Source organism: Catenovulum sp. SX2 (genome assembly GCF_052056295.1).
Taxonomy (GTDB): Bacteria; Pseudomonadota; Gammaproteobacteria; order Enterobacterales; family Alteromonadaceae; genus Catenovulum.
Genome location: NZ_CP182493.1, coordinates 3,932,748 through 3,950,666 on the forward strand (window position 1 = coordinate 3,932,748; position 17,919 = coordinate 3,950,666).

14 protein-coding genes are annotated in these 17,919 nt (G+C 39.1%); 9 read left to right on the forward strand and 5 right to left on the reverse strand.

Annotated elements, in window-relative coordinates:
* Position 1: 1 nt before the first annotated feature.
* Positions 2–1,537: an anthranilate synthase component 1 gene (locus ACMZOO_RS16665; RefSeq protein ID WP_440904419.1), complete on the reverse strand. Its 1,536-nt coding sequence runs from the start codon at positions 1,535–1,537 to the stop codon at positions 2–4.
* 422 nt (positions 1,538–1,959) lie between these two features.
* Between ACMZOO_RS16665 and ACMZOO_RS16670 the strand changes: the two genes are divergently transcribed.
* From ACMZOO_RS16670 to ACMZOO_RS16685, 4 genes are all read left to right on the forward strand, one after another.
* On the forward strand, positions 1,960–2,826 hold the full coding sequence (locus ACMZOO_RS16670; RefSeq protein ID WP_440904420.1) for a PHP domain-containing protein: 867 nt from the start codon (positions 1,960–1,962) through the stop codon (positions 2,824–2,826).
* Positions 2,827–2,836: 10 nt separating this feature from the next.
* Complete coding sequence (locus ACMZOO_RS16675) at positions 2,837–3,457, forward strand: L-threonylcarbamoyladenylate synthase (protein WP_440904421.1); 621 nt, start codon at positions 2,837–2,839, stop codon at positions 3,455–3,457.
* 25 nt (positions 3,458–3,482) lie between these two features.
* Entirely contained in the window at positions 3,483–4,301 is an 819-nt protein-coding gene (locus ACMZOO_RS16680) for a segregation and condensation protein A (RefSeq protein WP_440904422.1), read from the forward strand.
* Positions 4,302–4,450: 149 nt separating this feature from the next.
* A complete protein-coding gene (locus ACMZOO_RS16685) occupies positions 4,451–5,413 on the forward strand; it encodes a diguanylate cyclase domain-containing protein (protein WP_440904423.1) in 963 nt (320 codons plus the stop codon).
* On the opposite strand, the gene ACMZOO_RS16690 is transcribed toward ACMZOO_RS16685, so the two are convergent.
* Complete coding sequence (locus ACMZOO_RS16690) at positions 5,399–6,019, reverse strand: substrate-binding periplasmic protein (protein WP_440904424.1); 621 nt, start codon at positions 6,017–6,019, stop codon at positions 5,399–5,401. The two genes, ACMZOO_RS16685 and ACMZOO_RS16690, sit on opposite strands and share 15 nt — an antisense overlap.
* Before the next feature lie 213 nt (positions 6,020–6,232).
* Here ACMZOO_RS16690 and ydiJ point away from each other — a divergent pair, with 213 nt between their 5' ends.
* Entirely contained in the window at positions 6,233–9,292 is a 3,060-nt protein-coding gene (ydiJ, locus tag ACMZOO_RS16695; protein WP_440904425.1) for a D-2-hydroxyglutarate dehydrogenase YdiJ, read from the forward strand.
* Between the two features lie 281 nt (positions 9,293–9,573).
* Entirely contained in the window at positions 9,574–10,305 is a 732-nt protein-coding gene (locus ACMZOO_RS16700; protein ID WP_440904426.1) for a TerC family protein, read from the forward strand.
* On the opposite strand, the gene recN is transcribed toward ACMZOO_RS16700, so the two are convergent.
* Entirely contained in the window at positions 10,302–11,966 is a 1,665-nt protein-coding gene (recN, locus tag ACMZOO_RS16705) for a DNA repair protein RecN (RefSeq protein ID WP_440904427.1), read from the reverse strand. The two genes, ACMZOO_RS16700 and recN, sit on opposite strands and share 4 nt — an antisense overlap.
* A 98-nt stretch (positions 11,967–12,064) precedes the next feature.
* Positions 12,065–12,493 carry a GNAT family N-acetyltransferase gene (locus ACMZOO_RS16710; protein WP_440904428.1) on the reverse strand — a complete coding sequence of 143 codons (429 nt, stop codon included), beginning with the start codon at positions 12,491–12,493 and terminating at the stop codon, positions 12,065–12,067.
* Positions 12,494–12,697: 204 nt separating this feature from the next.
* On the opposite strand from ACMZOO_RS16710, the gene ACMZOO_RS16715 reads away from it, so the two are divergent.
* From ACMZOO_RS16715 to ACMZOO_RS16725, 3 genes are all read left to right on the forward strand, one after another.
* On the forward strand, positions 12,698–14,161 hold the full coding sequence (locus ACMZOO_RS16715; protein ID WP_440904429.1) for a RimK family protein: 1,464 nt from the start codon (positions 12,698–12,700) through the stop codon (positions 14,159–14,161).
* A gap of 4 nt (positions 14,162–14,165) precedes the next feature.
* Positions 14,166–15,434, forward strand: a complete 1,269-nt coding sequence (locus ACMZOO_RS16720) for a hemolysin family protein (protein ID WP_440904430.1) — start codon at positions 14,166–14,168, stop codon at positions 15,432–15,434.
* Positions 15,435–15,544: 110 nt separating this feature from the next.
* Positions 15,545–16,633: a hypothetical protein gene (locus tag ACMZOO_RS16725; RefSeq protein ID WP_440904431.1), complete on the forward strand. Its 1,089-nt coding sequence runs from the start codon at positions 15,545–15,547 to the stop codon at positions 16,631–16,633.
* A gap of 96 nt (positions 16,634–16,729) precedes the next feature.
* Here the strand turns inward: ACMZOO_RS16725 and ACMZOO_RS16730 are convergent, their stop codons facing one another.
* Positions 16,730–17,908, reverse strand: a complete 1,179-nt coding sequence (locus ACMZOO_RS16730) for a GNAT family N-acetyltransferase/peptidase C39 family protein (protein WP_440904432.1) — start codon at positions 17,906–17,908, stop codon at positions 16,730–16,732.
* Positions 17,909–17,919: the final 11 nt, after the last annotated feature.

The following is a 17,919-nucleotide window of genomic DNA, read 5'->3' on the forward strand; positions in this document are numbered from 1 at the left end:
GTTACGCCTCCGATGCTGTAGATGCTGAAATGATTGCGTTTAATACCGCTTGCGCTTTATTGCGGGTTTCGTCTGCTTCGGCTTGTGGTTTAGAATCGTAAACCACTCCTGCACCAGCCTGTACATGGGCTGTACCATCTTTAACAAAAGCTGAGCGAATAACGATACAGGTATCCATATCACCATCACTAGTTAAATAACCCACTGCTCCGCCATAACTACCACGGCGTTTTTTCTCGGTTAAGCGAATTAACTCGGCCGCTTTGACTTTTGGGGCACCTGTTAGTGTACCCATGTTTAAACAGGCTTGATATGCATGTAGCGCATCTAAATCGCTGCGTAATTGACCTTTAACACGCGAAACTAAGTGCATTACAAATGAATATCTATCGACTTTTTGTAAATCACATACATATCGACTGCCAGGCTCTGAAACGCGAGCAACATCGTTACGGGCTAAATCAACTAGCATCATATGTTCAGACAATTCTTTGTGGTCGCTTCTAAGCTCTTGTTCTATGCGTGAATCTAAATCTAAGTCGATTGTACCGTCAGGTTTAAAACCACGACGACGTGTCCCAGCAATTGGGTAAATCTCTACTTCATTGCTGGCTTTGGTATATTTGACCGACGACTCAGGTGATGCACCAAACAACTCAAAATTTTGGTCGAGCATATAAAACATATATGGGCTAGGATTTTGTTTTTTCAGTTTGCGGTAGGCTGCAACTGAGTGTTTACAAGGCAAGCTGAAAGTGCGCGAAGGGACAACTTGGAAAATATCACCTAAACGAATATTTTCTTTTAACGCGATAACAGATTGGCAAAAATCTTCATCACTCACGTCCACTTTTACGTCTTGTTGACTGATAGGAGCTAACTCTGGATGAAAATCTTCGAGTTTGCTTAATGCTTGATGATAATTTTCTAAACTGCTTTTAGCCTTTGCAGCATGTTCAGGGCAAAAACTATAACTGGTTAATTCAGCAGTTTGTGTTTGGTGATCACAAACTAAAATGGTTTCAGCTAAATAGAATGCGTAATCTGGGCAGCTATTTTCGCCATCCGGCACATTTGGTAACTCTTCAACGACACCTACTAAGTCATAACCAAATACACCACCTAAAAACACGGGTTTGTTGTCGGTTGGAATGGTTAATAGTGAGCGCAATACTTCAAAAGGGTTAGCAGATTTTAATCTTTGATCTTCTTCTAAATTGTGCAGGGGGCGAGTAAACACAAACTCACTGTGACTGTTATTTTGGCTGTTAAGATGCTGTGCAAGTTTGTCGTTTAAAAATTGCAGCGCCGGTAAACCGTTACTATTGAGTGCATCTACACTAACGCTTAAGCCGTTACATTCCACGCGCAAACAGGCATCTAATAACAAAATACTTTTAAGATTGTCTTTGCTATCAATTTCAGCCGATTCTAATAACAATGAATTGGTATGATCCTTAGCCAAGTTATAGTAGACGGTAAGTGGGTCTGCTATATATTCAGTGGCTAACTGATTGGTAATAAGTTGTGTTGTCATAATTTAATTTCGTCTTGATTAAGTTTAAGAAAAATAATGAGAAAAAACCTTAATCAATTTCGCCATCGTATTAGTAATCTAGTGCCTAATGTCATTCTGATACCTATTTTCGGATTAAATCCATACCCTTGTACCCGAAGTTTATAGAAGCAAATTTTCCGCGCTCTATTATAATTGGGTGCCTATTGTACCTAAGCTTTAAAAACAAAAAAGCCCGCATTTGCGGGCTTTCTTGTTTTTGTATAAATAATACACAACCGGCCCGCACTTTATGTGAGGCTCCACCACCATACTAATGATTTGTTTGTAGTTAAGTTTTGCATAAGGCTGTGTAATTGAATCTGTACTTAAAAAATATATGCATAATGAAACGCATATCTGTGGTAAAGTCAACCGTTAATTGAAAAAAGAGCGTGATTTGCATGAAAATTGATTTACATAGCCATACAAAATGTTCAGACGGTGAATTATCGCCAGAAGAGCTAGTGTTAAGAGCATCAAACAAAGGTGTTGATGTGCTGGCTATTACAGATCACGATACAGTATCAGCGCTTGAACCCGCACGTGATGCAATTCACAAACATAAGTTGCCGCTTAAGTTAGTAGCTGGGGTGGAAATTTCAACACGTTGGCACGGCTTTGAAATTCATGTGGTTGGGTTAAATATTGATGACAAACAACCAGAGTTAGTCGCTTTATTAACACAACAACAAAACACGCGTGATAAACGTGCTGAAAAAATTGCTGCCAAACTTGCACGCGTATTGCCTGAATCTTACGGTTTTACTGCAGAAATAATTATGCAAAAAGTGTTAGAAAAAGCGCAAGGGCAGAGCATTTCACGTGTGCATTTTGCCAAAACACTGTTGGAAGCAGGCATAGTTGATCGCATGCAACAAGCATTTGATAAGTATTTAGGGCGCAAAGGCAAAGCTTATGCTGCACCTGAATGGATAAGTGTTGAACAAGCTATTGCAGCGATACAAGCAGCCGGTGGACATGCAGTACTTGCCCATCCAACACGTTATGATCTTAAAAATAAATGGGTACGCAAATTAGTTGATTATTTTGCAGAGCATAAAGGTGATGCTATTGAAGTTGGATTACCTAGGCAAAATAATAACGAATTGATTCAATTAGCCACCTACGCGCAGCAAGCTAAATTAAAATCTTCACAAGGTTCTGACTTTCATCGAGTTTCTTCCTATACTGAATTAGGCAGCCTATTACCTTTACCAGAATTTTGTGAGCCGATATGGACTGACTGGAATATGGTCAATCCAGCTTAAGGAGTATTTCATGAGCCAATTTTTTTATGTTCACCCAGACAATCCACAAAAAAGACTATTAAACCAAGCGTGCGAAATTATTCGAAATGGCGGTGTGGTTATTTATCCAACTGACTCAGGTTATGCCATTGGCTGCCAAGTAGGGGATAAAGCCGCATTAGAGCGCATTTGCCAAATTCGAAAAATAGATATGGATCACGACTTTACCTTAATGTGTAAAGACGTATCTGAACTATCAACTTACGCCAAAGTGGGTAACACGGCGTTTCGAATGTTAAAAAACAATACTCCGGGTGCTTATACCTTTATTTTTAAAGCAACCCGTGAAGTGCCAAGACGTTTACAAAATCCTAAGCGCAAAACTATAGGCATTCGTATTCCTGATAATATTATTGCGCAAGAGTTATTAGAAACTTTGGGTGAACCATTAATGAGTTCAAGCTTGTTATTGCCCGGACAAACTTTTGCAGAGTCTGATCCTGAATCGATTCGAGACAGCTTAGAGCACGCGGTTGATTTAATTATCCATGGTGGTTATTTAGCAGAAAGCCAAACAACTGTTATCGATTTATCAGAAGATCAAGCTGAGGTGATTCGTGTTGGCCAAGGTGATCCTGAGCCTTTCGAATAAACCCTAATAACAGTCGTTAATAAAAATGAATACAGCCGTAGAATCTGTACCTATTCAACAAGAGTTACCCCTTGCTTATGTGCGAGGCGAAGCTGTTATTGAAAAGCCTGAAGATTTATTTATCCCACCTGAAGCTTTAGAGGTGATACTTGAATCCTTTGAAGGGCCATTAGATTTATTGCTGTATTTAATTCGCAAACAAAAATTTGAAGTGGCGGATATTCCTATTTTTCAAATAACTTCGCAGTACATGGAATATGTAGAAGTTATGAAAGACGTCAACTTAGAATTGGCTGCGGAATATTTAGTAATGGCTGCTGTTTTAGCTGAAATTAAATCGCGTGTATTACTGCCAAAATTGAAGCAAGATGAAGACGAGGAAGAAGACCCTAGAGCCGAGCTTATCCGCCGTTTGCAAGAATACGAAGTTATTAAAAAAGCCGCTGAAGAAATTGATAACTTACCGCGAGAGGAACGCGATTTTTTTGCCGGTACTGTGATGGTGGCGGAAAATTGCAAACCTGTGGTGATTCAGCCTGATGTAGATTTAAAAGAGCTGGTGTTAGCGTTTTCATCTATATTAAAACGTGCATCAAATTTTAAGCATCATCAGATTAGACCAGAGTTATTGTCGACACGCGCTAGAATGACGGCTATCCTTGAAAAGTTATCCAGTGATACCTACCAACCTTTTGCTGATTTTTTTGAAGTAAAGGAAGGTAAAAGTGGTGTGGTTGTGACCTTTTTGGCTATCTTAGAACTGGTCAAAGAAAAGCTGGTGGTTTTAATTCAAAACCAAGTCTTTACAGATATTCATATTAAATTAAGCGATCGCCAATATTAAGTAATAAATTAGGCTTAATAATTCTATTTGAGAAATTGAAATACTCAAAAAAACGGTTAATCTTTAACCGAATTGGTAACGGAACACAGTTGATGTCTAGATTCAACTCTCATACAAGTAGTAAAGGAGATGGTTAGTTTCTAACCAAAATGAACATGCAACAGTTACTGCAAAACATCATAGATTCAATCGATGATCTGGTTTTTGTTAAAGACCGCAACTTTAAATATATTGCCTGCAATCAGGCTTTTTGCGACTTTGTTGGTAAAGAGTACAACCAGGTTGTTGGTGCTTTCGACGAAGACCTCTTTCCAGATCCAAAAGTAGTTCAGTGGTTCAGAGAGTGGGACACTAAACTATTTAACCAAGATGCAGCGCAGCAAACTGAAGAATGGTGCACTTTGCCTGACGGTAGTAAAGTTTTGTTCGATACCGTCAAATATCCTTTCAAAAATGAACAAGGCCAAACAACAGCTTTGGTTGGTATTAGCCGAGATATTACTGAGAAAAAACGCTGTTTAGAAAAAATTGAGCAGTTAAATCAAAAATTACTCTATACCTCAAATCATGATGTTGTGACCAAAATCCATAACCGGAGATACTTTAACGAGACATTTGAAGTCTCTTTTATGGATGCAATGATTTCACAAACTCAGGTTGGTGTACTACTGGTAGATATAGATTACTTCAAACAGTACAACGACAGATATGGACATTTATCGGGCGATGATTGCCTGCTACGTATAGCACAGACCTTGGTTGAAGTTTTTTCTGAACACGAGAACATTGTGGCCCGTTTTGGTGGTGATGAATTCATAGTTGCACTTAATCAAGTAACTGAAGTGGACTTAGAAGCATTGGCTGAAAAGTGTCACTCAGCGTTGAAAGACCTCAAATTAAGTAATTCCGCCTCGTTGATCTCAGATTATATAACCTTAACTATTGGTGCTTACACTGCCATACCTGATTCTTGCGACACAGTATTTAGTTTTATTGAAAGCGCAGATAAAGCTTTATATCAAGCTAAAAAATTAGGGCGTAACCAATCCGTGGTGTATGCGGGCGTGCACAAAACATCGGGTGAGCGTTTAATCAAGTTACTCTCGAACTAATAAAATAGCACTATTAAGTTTTAACATCAGAGTCGGGTTAGTTTTTGTTACGCGTCTACTCACGTAAAAACCAAAATCTCTGCTGCTATGTAAATAAACTCTAAATTGTTCGATAGGAACGTTTGTTTTGGCTGCGGCATCTTCAAAAACCCATTGGGCTAGCATAACCGCGTCTATTCTGCCTTTATCTAACATGCTTGGTATGTTTATCAGTTCAATAACTGCTTCTACTTGATAATTGTGTTTTATTAACCATTGGTGAGTGTTGGTTTTGAAGTGACTAGCCACTCGATACTTTTGAATAAATGTTTCCGAAAGAGGCGACTCTACTATATCGGGTGATACATACCAGTTCCATTTATTAACCATGATAGGAGCTGAAAATTCGGCTATTTGGTCGCGTACGTCATTTTTAGACGCTAGAAAAAAACCATCAACCAAATTTCGTTTTAGCTGATCAAATGCTTGTGCATAATTGGCGACAGGACGAATAGTGTATTTTATCTGAGCTTTTTTTAGCGCTTTGGTTGCTAGCTCATATCCTTTACCTTGCCAAGTGCCATTGTCTTTATATGTGTAGGGCGGGAATTGCGGGACTGCGAACACAAGTGTGTCTTGTGTGTTGGCAGCTATATGTTTTGTTAAGCAGCAGCTTATTAATAACACCCATACAACAAGTTTACACATATCAACTCACTTTCGTTCAGCTTTATATTAGCCTAGACCCAAGCGAGCGCTTTTGCCAAACAAAGCTTAGCTTCCACGGTTAAATTTCTATATAATTCGCTCTCACAAAGCTTTAGAGAATTTGATAGACAGATGATCCCACGTTTAACCCAAGTTGATGCCATAGAAAAAATTTACTTAGATTTCTTAGACGAACTACAACAAAACGGATTTAAAGGTGAAATAGAAACCAGTTACGCCAGTCGTTTTTCGGTATCGACGGATAACAGTGTTTATCAAAGCCTGCCGCAAGCAGTTGTATTGCCTAAAGATATTGCTGACTTGCAGCTAGTGACTAAAGTCGCTGGCAAAGCTGAATTTGCCGCAGTTAAATTTTCGCCGCGCGGAGGTGGTACAGGCACTAATGGTCAGTCGTTAACTCAAGGCATAGTGGTGGACATGAGCCGCCACATGAATCAAATTTTAGAGTTTAACGCTGAAGAAAATTGGGTACGTGTGCAATCAGGTGTGGTTAAAGACCAACTGAATGCTTTTTTAAAGCCACATGGATTTTTCTTTGCACCTGATTTAAGTACTAGTAACCGTGCAACTATTGGTGGCATGATTAATACAGATGCATCTGGCCAAGGCTCTTTAGTTTATGGCAAAACCAGTGATCATGTATTAGCGCTAAAAAACATCCTGTTAGGTGGTGATGTTTTAGAAACAGCAAAAATGCCAATTGCTGAAGCAGAAGCGCTTGCGAAACAAGACAGCAGCATAGGTAAAATCTATCAGCAAGTCTTATCTAGCTGTCGTGACAAACGCCAACAGATCTTAGAAAAATTCCCTCGTTTGAACCGTTTTTTAACTGGTTACGATTTAGAGCACGTTTTTAATGACGATTTAACCGAATTCGATTTAGGCCGGGTCATTACCGGCTCTGAAGGTTCATTAGCTTTTGTTGCTGAAGCAAAATTAAATGTTACACCAATTGCGCCATTTAAAACCCTGATTAATGTTAAGTACGACAGTTTCGAGTCTGCGTTGCGTAACGCACCTTTCCTTGTGCAAGCAAACGCAACATCGGTTGAAACCATAGATAGCAAAGTTTTAAACCTAGCGCGTGAAGATATTATTTGGGAATCGGTTAAACATTTAATTACCGATGTACCTGGCAAAACTATGGAAGGCATTAATATTGTTGAATTTAACGCGGTGGAAGCGGCTGACAGCGAAGCCAAAATAACTGCGTTAACCGACAAGTTAGATGCTTTAGTTGCCAATAAGCAAGCTGGCATTATTGGTTACCAAGTCACAGCTGATTTAGCTAGTATTCAAACAATTTACGAAATGCGTAAAAAAGCGGTTGGTTTATTGGGTAATACCAAAGGTACTAAAAAGCCACTCGCATTCGCCGAAGATACTGCTGTACCACCAGAAAACTTAGCTGACTTCATTATGGAGTTTAGAGATTTGTTAGATGGTTATGGTTTAAATTACGGCATGTTTGGTCATGTTGATGCAGGTGTTTTACATGTGCGTCCAGCTTTGGATATGTGCGATCCTGAACAAGAAGTGACTTTGCGCAAAATATCTGACCAAGTTGTTGCATTAACAGCAAAATATGGCGGCTTAATGTGGGGCGAACATGGTAAAGGGTATCGCAGTGAATATGGCCCAGAATTTTTCGGCGACGAGCTATTTTTAGAACTGCGTAAAATAAAAGCGGCATTTGATCCGTTAAATAGGGTTAACCCAGGTAAAATTTGTACACCAGTTGATTCTAGCGAAAAGTTAGTATCGGTTGATGATACCAAACGTGGTTTTTACGACAGACAAATTCCAGTTAAAGTTAAAGAAAGTGTCGAAACCGCAATGAACTGTAATGGTAATGGTTTGTGCTTTAACTGGGATGCGAACAGTCCTATGTGTCCATCGTATAAAGTGACGCGTGATCGTCGCCATAGTCCTAAAGGCCGTGCAGGATTGATGCGTGAGTGGCTGCGCCAGTTAAGTAATCAAGGTATAGACTTTAACAACGAAGAAAAAGCTTTGTTAAAAGGTGAAGACGATTCTTCTTGGTTTGCGCGTTGGCAAAATACTAAAAATAAAAATGCCGGTGAATACGATTATTCGCACGAAGTCATGGAAGCTATGGATGAATGTTTGGCCTGTAAAGCCTGCTCTAGCCAATGTCCAATTAAAGTGGATGTGCCTGGTTTTAGAGCGCGTTTTTTACAGCTTTATTATTCGCGTTATAGCCGTCCGTTAAAAGATTATTTAGTTGGTAGCATAGAAAACAGCGCGCCATTAATGGCGAAAGCACCGCGTTTGTTTAACTTCTTTTTAAATACTAAGTTAGTGCAGGGCGCAATTAAAAGTACTTTAGGTTATGTTGATACACCAACATTAAGTTACCCAACGCTAAAACAGCAGGTGGCTAAAGTAGGTGAATTAAATGTATTAGATTGGGACATTAATCGCATTCGTAACTTAACCGAAGCTCAGCGCTTAAAAGTGGTTGCGATAGTGCAAGACCCATTCACCTCATTTTATGATGCGGATGTAGTGGCCGATTGGGTAAAACTTATTAGCAAACTTGGTTATACGCCAATTTTGTTACCATTTGTACCAAATGGTAAACCGCAGCACGTAAAAGGCTTCTTAAAACGTTTTGCAAACACAGCCAAAACTGCCGCTGAGTTTTTAAATCAATTAGCTGATTTAAACATTACTATGGTCGGAACTGACCCAAGCTTAGTATTATGTTATCGCGATGAATATACTAAAGCTTTAGGTGAAGATCGCGGTGAGTTTGAAGTATTGCTACCGCATGAGTGGCTTAAAGATGTTGCCTTCCCTGAAGCGAAACAATACAAGATTGAATTTAAATTATTCGGCCACTGCTCTGAAAAAACTGCAGTTCCGGCAAGCCAAAAAGATTGGCAAAACATTTTTGCCAAAGTGGGGGCTAAGTTAACCCCAGTTGCTGTTGGTTGTTGTGGTATGGCTGGTACATATGGGCATGAAGCTTCACACCTTGAAAATTCTCAGCAAATTTATCAAATGAGCTGGGGTGACAAAGTGTCTAAGTTGCCACAAGAAGTTGTATTGGCAACTGGTTATTCTTGTCGCTCACAAGTTAAACGTGAAGATGGATTTAAACCAAAACATCCTGTACAGGCTTTGTTGAAGTTATTAAGTAGCTAGATTTTGTTTATTGATTTGATAGTTAAAAACGGGCGTATTGATACGCCCGTTTTTATTTGTGCAGGCATATTTTAAATCGCTAGTAGTCGTGTCATAGTTTGCGGGTTTGGGGTAGAACGGTGCACCAGAACATAACTTTCGCAAAAACGCTGTAAATACATCCTTGTACGCTCTGCTTTTTCATCCCTGAAAAAGAAGTTTTGCTCTAAGTTATTGTTCTGCTACACCTTTGTGAATTGAAAACAAATTAAAGTGTGTAGAGAGTAAAATGGAGAGCAAATATGTTTGAATGGGTAACGGATGTTAACGCTTGGATAGCACTGGCGGCGCTAATTGGTTTAGAAATAGTGCTCGGCATCGACAATATTATATTTATTTCAATTTTAGTGGCGAAATTACCTGAAGCGCAGCGAGAAAAAGCACGAAAACTTGGTATAGGGTTAGCGCTACTAAGTCGGCTATTATTGCTTATGAGCATAGCTTGGATAGTTCAGCTTACTACACCTTTATTTACCGTTTTAAACGAAGAAATATCCGGCCGAGATTTAGTATTGATAATAGGCGGCTTGTTCTTATTGGCTAAGTCAACTCTAGAAATTCACAATGCGTTAGATGGGGAAGACCATTCACCACAAGACGGCAAAGTAAAAGTTGGTTTTATTGCGGTATTAGTGCAAATTGCTTTATTAGATGTGGTGTTTTCACTCGACTCTGTTATTACCGCAGTAGGTTTAGTTGAGCATATTTCGATTATGGTTATTGCTGTTTTGATATCTGTTTTGGTGATGTTGTTAACTGCTAAAGCAATATCTGACTTTGTTGACAGTAACCCTGCAATTAAAATTTTAGCTTTGTCTTTCTTAATGTTAATTGGCATTACTTTGACAGGGGAAGGATTAGATATGCACGTACCCAAAGGTTATATCTATTTTGCAATGTTCTTCTCAGTCAGCGTCGAGCTAATGAACATGCGCATACGAAAACTTAAAGCTAAAAAGTCATATTCAATTTAGCCGACCAACAACTCACGTGCATTTTCTAGCGTATTATTGGTGATAGTGTCACCACCCAATAAACGTGCTAGTTCGTAAATACGCTCTTCTGTAGAGAGTTTACGCATAGTTGTTTGGGTACTGGTTTCGTCGTTAGATTTACTCACCAACATTTGTTGATGACCACAAGCTGCAACTTGCGGTAAGTGAGTTACACAAATAACTTGGGTTGATTCACCAATTTTGCGTAGCATTTGGCCGACTACAGCAGCTGTTGGTCCGCTAATACCTACATCAACTTCATCAAAAATTAAGGTTGGTGTATCAGATTTTTCCGCGGTTAATACCTGCATTGCTAGGCTGATACGTGATAATTCACCACCAGATGCAACTTTATGCATGGCTTGTAAAGGTTGACCTGGGTTGGCACTGACTAAGAACTCAATCGCATCAGAGCCCAATTTTGATGGTTTTTCAATTGAGTTAACCGTTACTTTAAATTGGCCTTGTTTCATATTGAGCTTTTGCATGCTTTGTGTAACTAGCTCTGACAATTGCTCTGCTACAACTAAACGGCTTTCACGCAATTGTTCAGCAGTTTGCCAATAATGGGCTTCTGCTTCTGCTACTTGGTGAATTAAAGCTTCGTTTTGTTCGTCGCAACGTTTTATTTCTGCAAGTTCAGCCGATAACTTTTCATGTTCAATATGCAATTCTTCTGGTGTTACTTTATGTTTACGTGCTAGCTCCAAAGCTGTCGACATACGCTCTTCAATTTGCAGTAAACGTTCAGGATCTGGCTCTTGGCTATCAATGTAATCACGTAATTCATAACTGGCTTCTTTCACTTGAATTTCAGCTTCATCTAACATTCCAGCTATGTTGGATAGCGTTTCGTCGTAGCGGGATAAATCAGCTAGTTTATGTTGAACCAGTTGCAACATACTGACTATGGTTTGTTCATCATTTTCGTATAACAAGCTATAACATTGTTGGCTGTCGGCGAGCAAAGTAACTGCGTTAGATAACCTTTTATGCTCAGCTTCAATTTGGCTAAATTCGCCTTCAGCGAGCGCGAATTCATCTAATTCAGCCACTTGATATTCTAATAACTGTAAACGCGCATCACGTTGCGATTGCATTTCTTCTAGTTGTTTTAATTCAGTTTTAAGTTTATTCCAGCCTTTATATGCCAATTCAGTTTGCGCTAATAGGTGTTTATGATCGGCATATTGGTCAAGCAAACTGAGTTGATAATCAGCTTTCATCAATAACTGATGCGCGTGCTGACCATGAATATTCACTAAATGAGGGGCAAAACTACGTAATTGTTGTGCGGGAACAGGCGCACCATTGATATAAGCGCGCGAACGACCTTCGGCGGTAACAACACGGCGAATAATACATTCTTCTTGTTCTGGTTGCAGGAAGTCTTGCTCGGCCAACCAATTTTTAGCTGATGGAATATGTTGAATATTAAAGGTTGCGCTGATCTCTGTTTTATCCGCACCTGGTCTAACCATAGCGGCTTCAGCTCTGCTACCTAAGCATAACCCTAAAGCATCAATTGAGATAGATTTACCTGCGCCGGTTTCGCCAGTAATTGTGCTCATACCTGCGTCTATTTCAATATCTAAACTATCAACAATGGCAAAGTCTTTAACATATAAGTGAGTCAACATAATTCAATTTTCCAATTACTGAATTGCACTGTTCGTATAAACAGTATTAAAGATGACTTTTACTGTATAGTCAAACAGTATTTTGAAATTGATAAAGATTAACTGAAAGACGTGGTGTGAATATAGGTCACTTGACCATTGTTTAATAAACTGCCTTTTTGCCATCCTTGTTTTTGGTAAAACTGCTCAGCTTGACTGTTTTGCCCAGTGGATAGGTAAACTTTATTTATGCCATTTTGATTCAACCATTGAATTGCTTGAGCGAGTAGGGCGGAGCCAATGCCTTGTCTATGATGCTGCTGATCAACAAATAACGCCCATATGCTGCTTTCTTTTTTTGAACAAATTACGTAACCCGTTATCAGGTTATTTTGCATTGCGACCCAACCTTTGCCATATTTAGTTAGGTAGTTGAGATAGCAGTTTGGTGAGATGGATATTTTACTTGGTAAAGCATTGTCACTGTGTTGATTTCTAATGCGGTTAAAGTCAACTATATCAAGTGCTTGGGCTTCTCTAATTTGCATTGCGCCGCTCAGGTTTTAGGCGATGAACTTAGTCTAATCTTAGTTCAAAAAAAATTAAACAAATTAATCAAAATTAATATTGTGATTTGAAAAATATGCCTTAAACTTCGCGAAAAAATGGATTTAGGCAAGAGTGTTAAGTGTCGTTTCTCCCATCTAGATCTCCACGTTTATTTATTGTTATTTTCTATAGTAGGAGCGACCATGATTAGCAGCTTTGTAGTTGCCGACCAACCAATTTCATTCGATGCACAAGCGCACGAAGATTTTGTCTTAACTTTTGAGCAGTATCTTGCCGATCACCCTCGCAAAGACTTACGCAAAGTTAAAATTATTAACTTGTGTGATATCGAACAATATTTGAGTAAAGGCTATTACTGCTCGTTATTAGCTGAAGCGCGTGGCCATAAGGTATTGCCGTCAGTTAATACCATTAATGACCTACGTAACGAAGCTTTATACAAACCTCAGTTATCCGATACTGTATTGCCAAGTGTTGCGAAAAAAGTGCGCTCGTTACATCCAGAGCAATTTACTTTATATATCTATTTTGGCACCCCTGATTTTGAAGGTTTTGAAGCTTTAGCTAAAAAATTATTTAGTCAATTTCCTGCACCTATTTTAGCTTTAGATATAGACACAGCTAGCTGGAAAATTAATTCAATTTCTTGCCAAAGCTACAACAAGTTAAATGAACAACAATACGCCAAATTTGCGGACGCATTGTTAAGCTTTAACCACAGATTATGGCAACCGAAAAAGCCGAAAAAACAACACCGTTGGGAAATGGCAATATTGGTGGATGAAAACGAACAATTGCCACCAAGTGACAAAGTTGCGTTAAACAAAATGGTAAAAGCAGCGGCCAAAGTAGGGATTAAAGCTGAGTTTATTGGTGAGCAAGATTATGGGCGTTTAAACGAATACGATGCTTTGTTCATACGGGTGACAACAGCAATAGACCATTACACCTACAAATTTGCGCGCAAGGCTGAATTAGAAGGTTTGGTGGTAATAGACGATCCAACCTCTATTTTGCGCTGTTGTAACAAGGTTTTTTTACAAGACGCCTTTACTTACAACAAAGTACCAGCGTTAAAAACTTGGTCTGTTAGCAGCTCGAATGATGATGATTTAGACAATATTGAAAGTAACTTTGATTACCCAATCGTATTAAAAGTACCAGAAAGTGCTTTTTCACGTGGGGTGTACAAGGTTAAAAATCGCGACGAGCTTAAGCTTCGTTTAGATGAGCTATTGCAACAAAGCGCTTTGGTGTTAGTGCAAACCTATTTATATACCGACTTTGATTGGCGCATTGGTATTTTAAACAACAAACCTTTATATGCCTGTAAGTACTATATGGTGGGCGGCCATTGGCAAATTTATAAACATGAAAACGCCACAGCAGATTCCGGCGGTTTTGAAACTTTACCAACGTTTGAAGTGCCAAGGGTTGTGTTAGATGCAGCCATTAAAGCCTCTAAAGTAATAGGTAATGGTTTGTATGGTGTTGATGTAAAACAGCATGGTAACCAAGCTTATGTCATTGAAATTAACGACAACCCAAGTTTGGATTGGGAAGTAGAAGATTTGTACCTAGGTGACGAGTTATACATGATGATAATGTCAGAAATGGCACGTCGTTTAGAAAACAGAGGTCGTTAATTATATGGAACTCGTGTGGATAGTGGGTTTAATTGTATTAAGTGCGCTATTCGCACTGTGCGAAATTTCATTGGCGGCAGTGCGCAAAGTAAAATTACAACCTTTGTTAGATCAGCAAGACCCAAGAGCGCTTGCTGTGATGACACTACAAAATAATTCGAAAGATTTTATTGCGGCTGTGCAGATAATGCTAAATGCGTTGGCTATTATCGCCGGTATTATTGGTGAGTCTGCCTTTACCCCTATATTTCAAAGCCTTTTACAAAATTGGGTAGGTGAAGCTTGGTTAAACCAAACAGCTTTTACCTTATCTTTTTTAACCGTAACTGGATTATTTATTTTATTTGGTGATTTACTGCCAAAACGCATAGGTTTTGTACTGCCAGAAGCCGCGTCACTTAGGTTGATTTATTTAATGCGTTTTAGTGTCTGGCTATTTAAACCGATAATTTGGTTATTTAATAAATTAGCTGATGTATTGCTTAAATTGTTTAGAGTACCACTGCATAGAGACGATCAAATAACCTTTGAAGATTTAGTGGCAGTGGTTGACCAAAGCATAGAGCACGGCAGTATTGAGCAGCAACAATATCACATGATAGGCAATGTATTAGAGCTACCGAGTACCAATATAACCCAAGCTATGACTTTGCCTGCGGATATTCATTGGTTAGATATAAACGCCGACCAAACCGAACTTAAACGGCAAATTGAACAAAGCTCACAGCGCTATTATTTAGTTTGTGATGGCGGTTTATATAAGGTTTTAGGTTTGATTGAATCAAGCGTTATTTTGAGCCAACTGCTGCAAAACAAGCCATTATTAGCAGATAAATCTGCGCTTATTCAACCCGTATATTTGCTTGATACCTTAACTTTGGCCGATGCCATTACCAACTTTAAACAGCAAGAGGTTGAAGTGGCGTTAGTTATTAACGAATTTACCACAGTTGTCGGTATGGTAACTTTATGGCAAGTATTGCAGTTAGTTGCACTGAATGATGTTGAAGCGATTCAAAACCAAATAGAACAAAATTCTGATGGCGGTTGGACTGTGCCCGGCGATCTTGCTGTGCGCGATTTTCAACAAATAGCTGCCGACTTTGCGCCTGACTGTTATGAAAGTATCGAAACGCTCTCAGGCCTGTTTATTCACGAATTTAAACGCATACCAAAAGCAACCGATACGGTTGAAATTGATGGATATGTATTGGTTGCACTTGAGGTAACTGATTTGACCGTGGAGTTGATTGAGATACGTCGAACAACCTAAAGTATTTTCACACTATAAGTTACTGCTTAATTTTAAAGCTGATCTTGCATAAAGATTGATGAGTTTGTTTTTATTTGATTGGCTGTTTAATTCAGTGCCTTACGGTTAAAATGTCTGGTATTCGCTTAGGTATCCTCGTATTACGTCAATTAGCCAAGCAACAGAGCATTATGACTATGAATACAAATTCTTCTATTTGGGTAACTTTATCTGCCTTATTTTTCTTATTGTTGGGTTCTTTTCCCGTTGAAGCATACGAGCCTAGTGATTCAAATTTACGCGATAGTTGTAAAAACTTGTACAAACTGGAAATTGAATTACTAGAAACCACGGTTCGGCAGAGGTTATTATCTTTAACGGACGAGTACTTAAATTACTCAGCCAGTTGTATCGAGCAACTACCACGTATATTGCAAAGCGCTGTCAATATCATAATTTCGCATAGTCTTGAGGATGAAAAATTAAAAACTCGAGTAGAAGACTTACTTATCGATTTTGGTAAATTAAATGGTGAACGGCTGAATGAACCCCTAGGACGTTTGTATGTATTTTCTCAATATTCAGCTGAGAAGAAAGCAATCGGTGTTTCTCTGTTAGAAAAAAGCGCCAGAAATGGCGAAATAAATTCACACTATTTATTAGCGACTTATTATTATCGTTTAGCCAACTATGAGTTGGCTGGAAAACATTATAAGTTTGCAGCAAATGCGAATCATCTGGAAGCTAGATTAATGTTGAATCAGATGAAAATGTATTCGCTAATCACAAGTGGAACTTGGGAAAGTATCTACCATGAATTTTCAAGCTTAGCTGTTATTGAAAAGTACCCGAAAGCTTCTTATTTTCTGTATAAGCTGTACAGCGAATTTAGCGAAGGACGTGAGTTTATGTCCGAAGAGCAAGCTATTGCCCATTTAAAAACAGCGGCACAGGCTAATATTGAAGACGCTTTATTCAGTCTCGGCTCTTATTATTTTTCGCTTTTTTCGGAAACCGATGACGTCCGGTATATTGAACTCGCTTATCAAAATATTTATAAATCGCATAAACTGGGACTAACGAAAGCTGCTCATTCTTTGGGATTAATCAGTTTGGTGGCCGGGGATAAAGATTCAGCATGTGGCTATTTCGAAGTATCCATCACTCAAGGTTATGGCAAGAGTAAGCCAAAATACGACGAGTTTTGTGAAGACAGGTGAAGTACCCGCTAGCTCTGGGAAGAACTAGCATGCGCTGTCGGACATATGATTGATATTCAAGAGTAGCAAACTCGTTGGGGGTGTTTACACAATATTCTAACTTTCACGCTCAACCACTATCGCACAACTCAACTTATTTTTGCCATATCGATTCATACGGCTAAACACGTCACGTGCTATTGGCATATATTGGCAGTTGAGTTGGTTGTCGTCTTCGTCTGTTGGGTCTGGGTCGTGAATGTATACACACTCATTATCAATACCAGATACACAAACCCAATGCGGTGCTTTGGTACCGTCTAGTTGATAGGTTGATATTAGCAATATAATCATAGCGCCTTGGTTGAACCAAGTTTCTAAATCTTGTAATTGGTAACCATAATATTCAACGGCAATCTGCTGTTCTACAGCTCTTTGTTTAAAGTCTTTTTCGACTAATTCGATAATGGTGCGTTTGTCATCACTGCGTACGCCATCTAAAAACAAAGTATCACTTTGGTTCAAAAATACTTTTACGTTAAATTGGCGTTTTTGCAGTGCTAACGCTAACCCCACGGGGTGGCAGCCGCCATGGCCTGATGTCATAAATATGGTGGTTGCTTCACGCCATAAATGTAGTTCGTCGTTTTGGTTAGGGGTGTAGTTGTTATCCAACGTGGCCATAGCCATCATGGCAGCAGCTGGGCCACAGGTAAAAGGTGTGGTTTGCTGATACCAAGGCACAGCTATCGACTGTTGTGAATTATCTTGTTCAACAATTGTGTCGTGGGCGAAATATAAACGCTTTTGCATACGTAATGCCGCCTGATGATCATGATAATAGTCTTGGTAAAAACCAAATTCTTCAAAACCAAGTTTGCGGTACAGGGAAATTGCCGCTTGGTTGTTTTCGGCTACTTCTAAACGTAAATATAACCGGCCTTGTTTAAACGCTGATTTCTCGCATTTTTGAATAAGTTTGGCAGCTATACCCAAACCACGAGCGAGAGGCGAAACTGCTAACGAATACAATCGAGCGAGCGCGCTACCTTTATGTAAAATAGTTAAGGCGTAACCCAAAATATCTTGTTGATGTTTGGCCACAATAAAAATCGCATTTTGCGCTGTTATCCAGTGTTTTAAACGACGTTTAGTCAGTTTGTCACCTTCAAACGCTTGGTTTTCTAGTGTTACTAGCGCTTTTAAATCGTCTAAATTTGCACGTTCAATACGGATGTTTTGTCCATCAATTGGAGCATAAGTAGGGGACAGTTGGCTGGTGGATTCTGTGGTCAAATCTCTACACT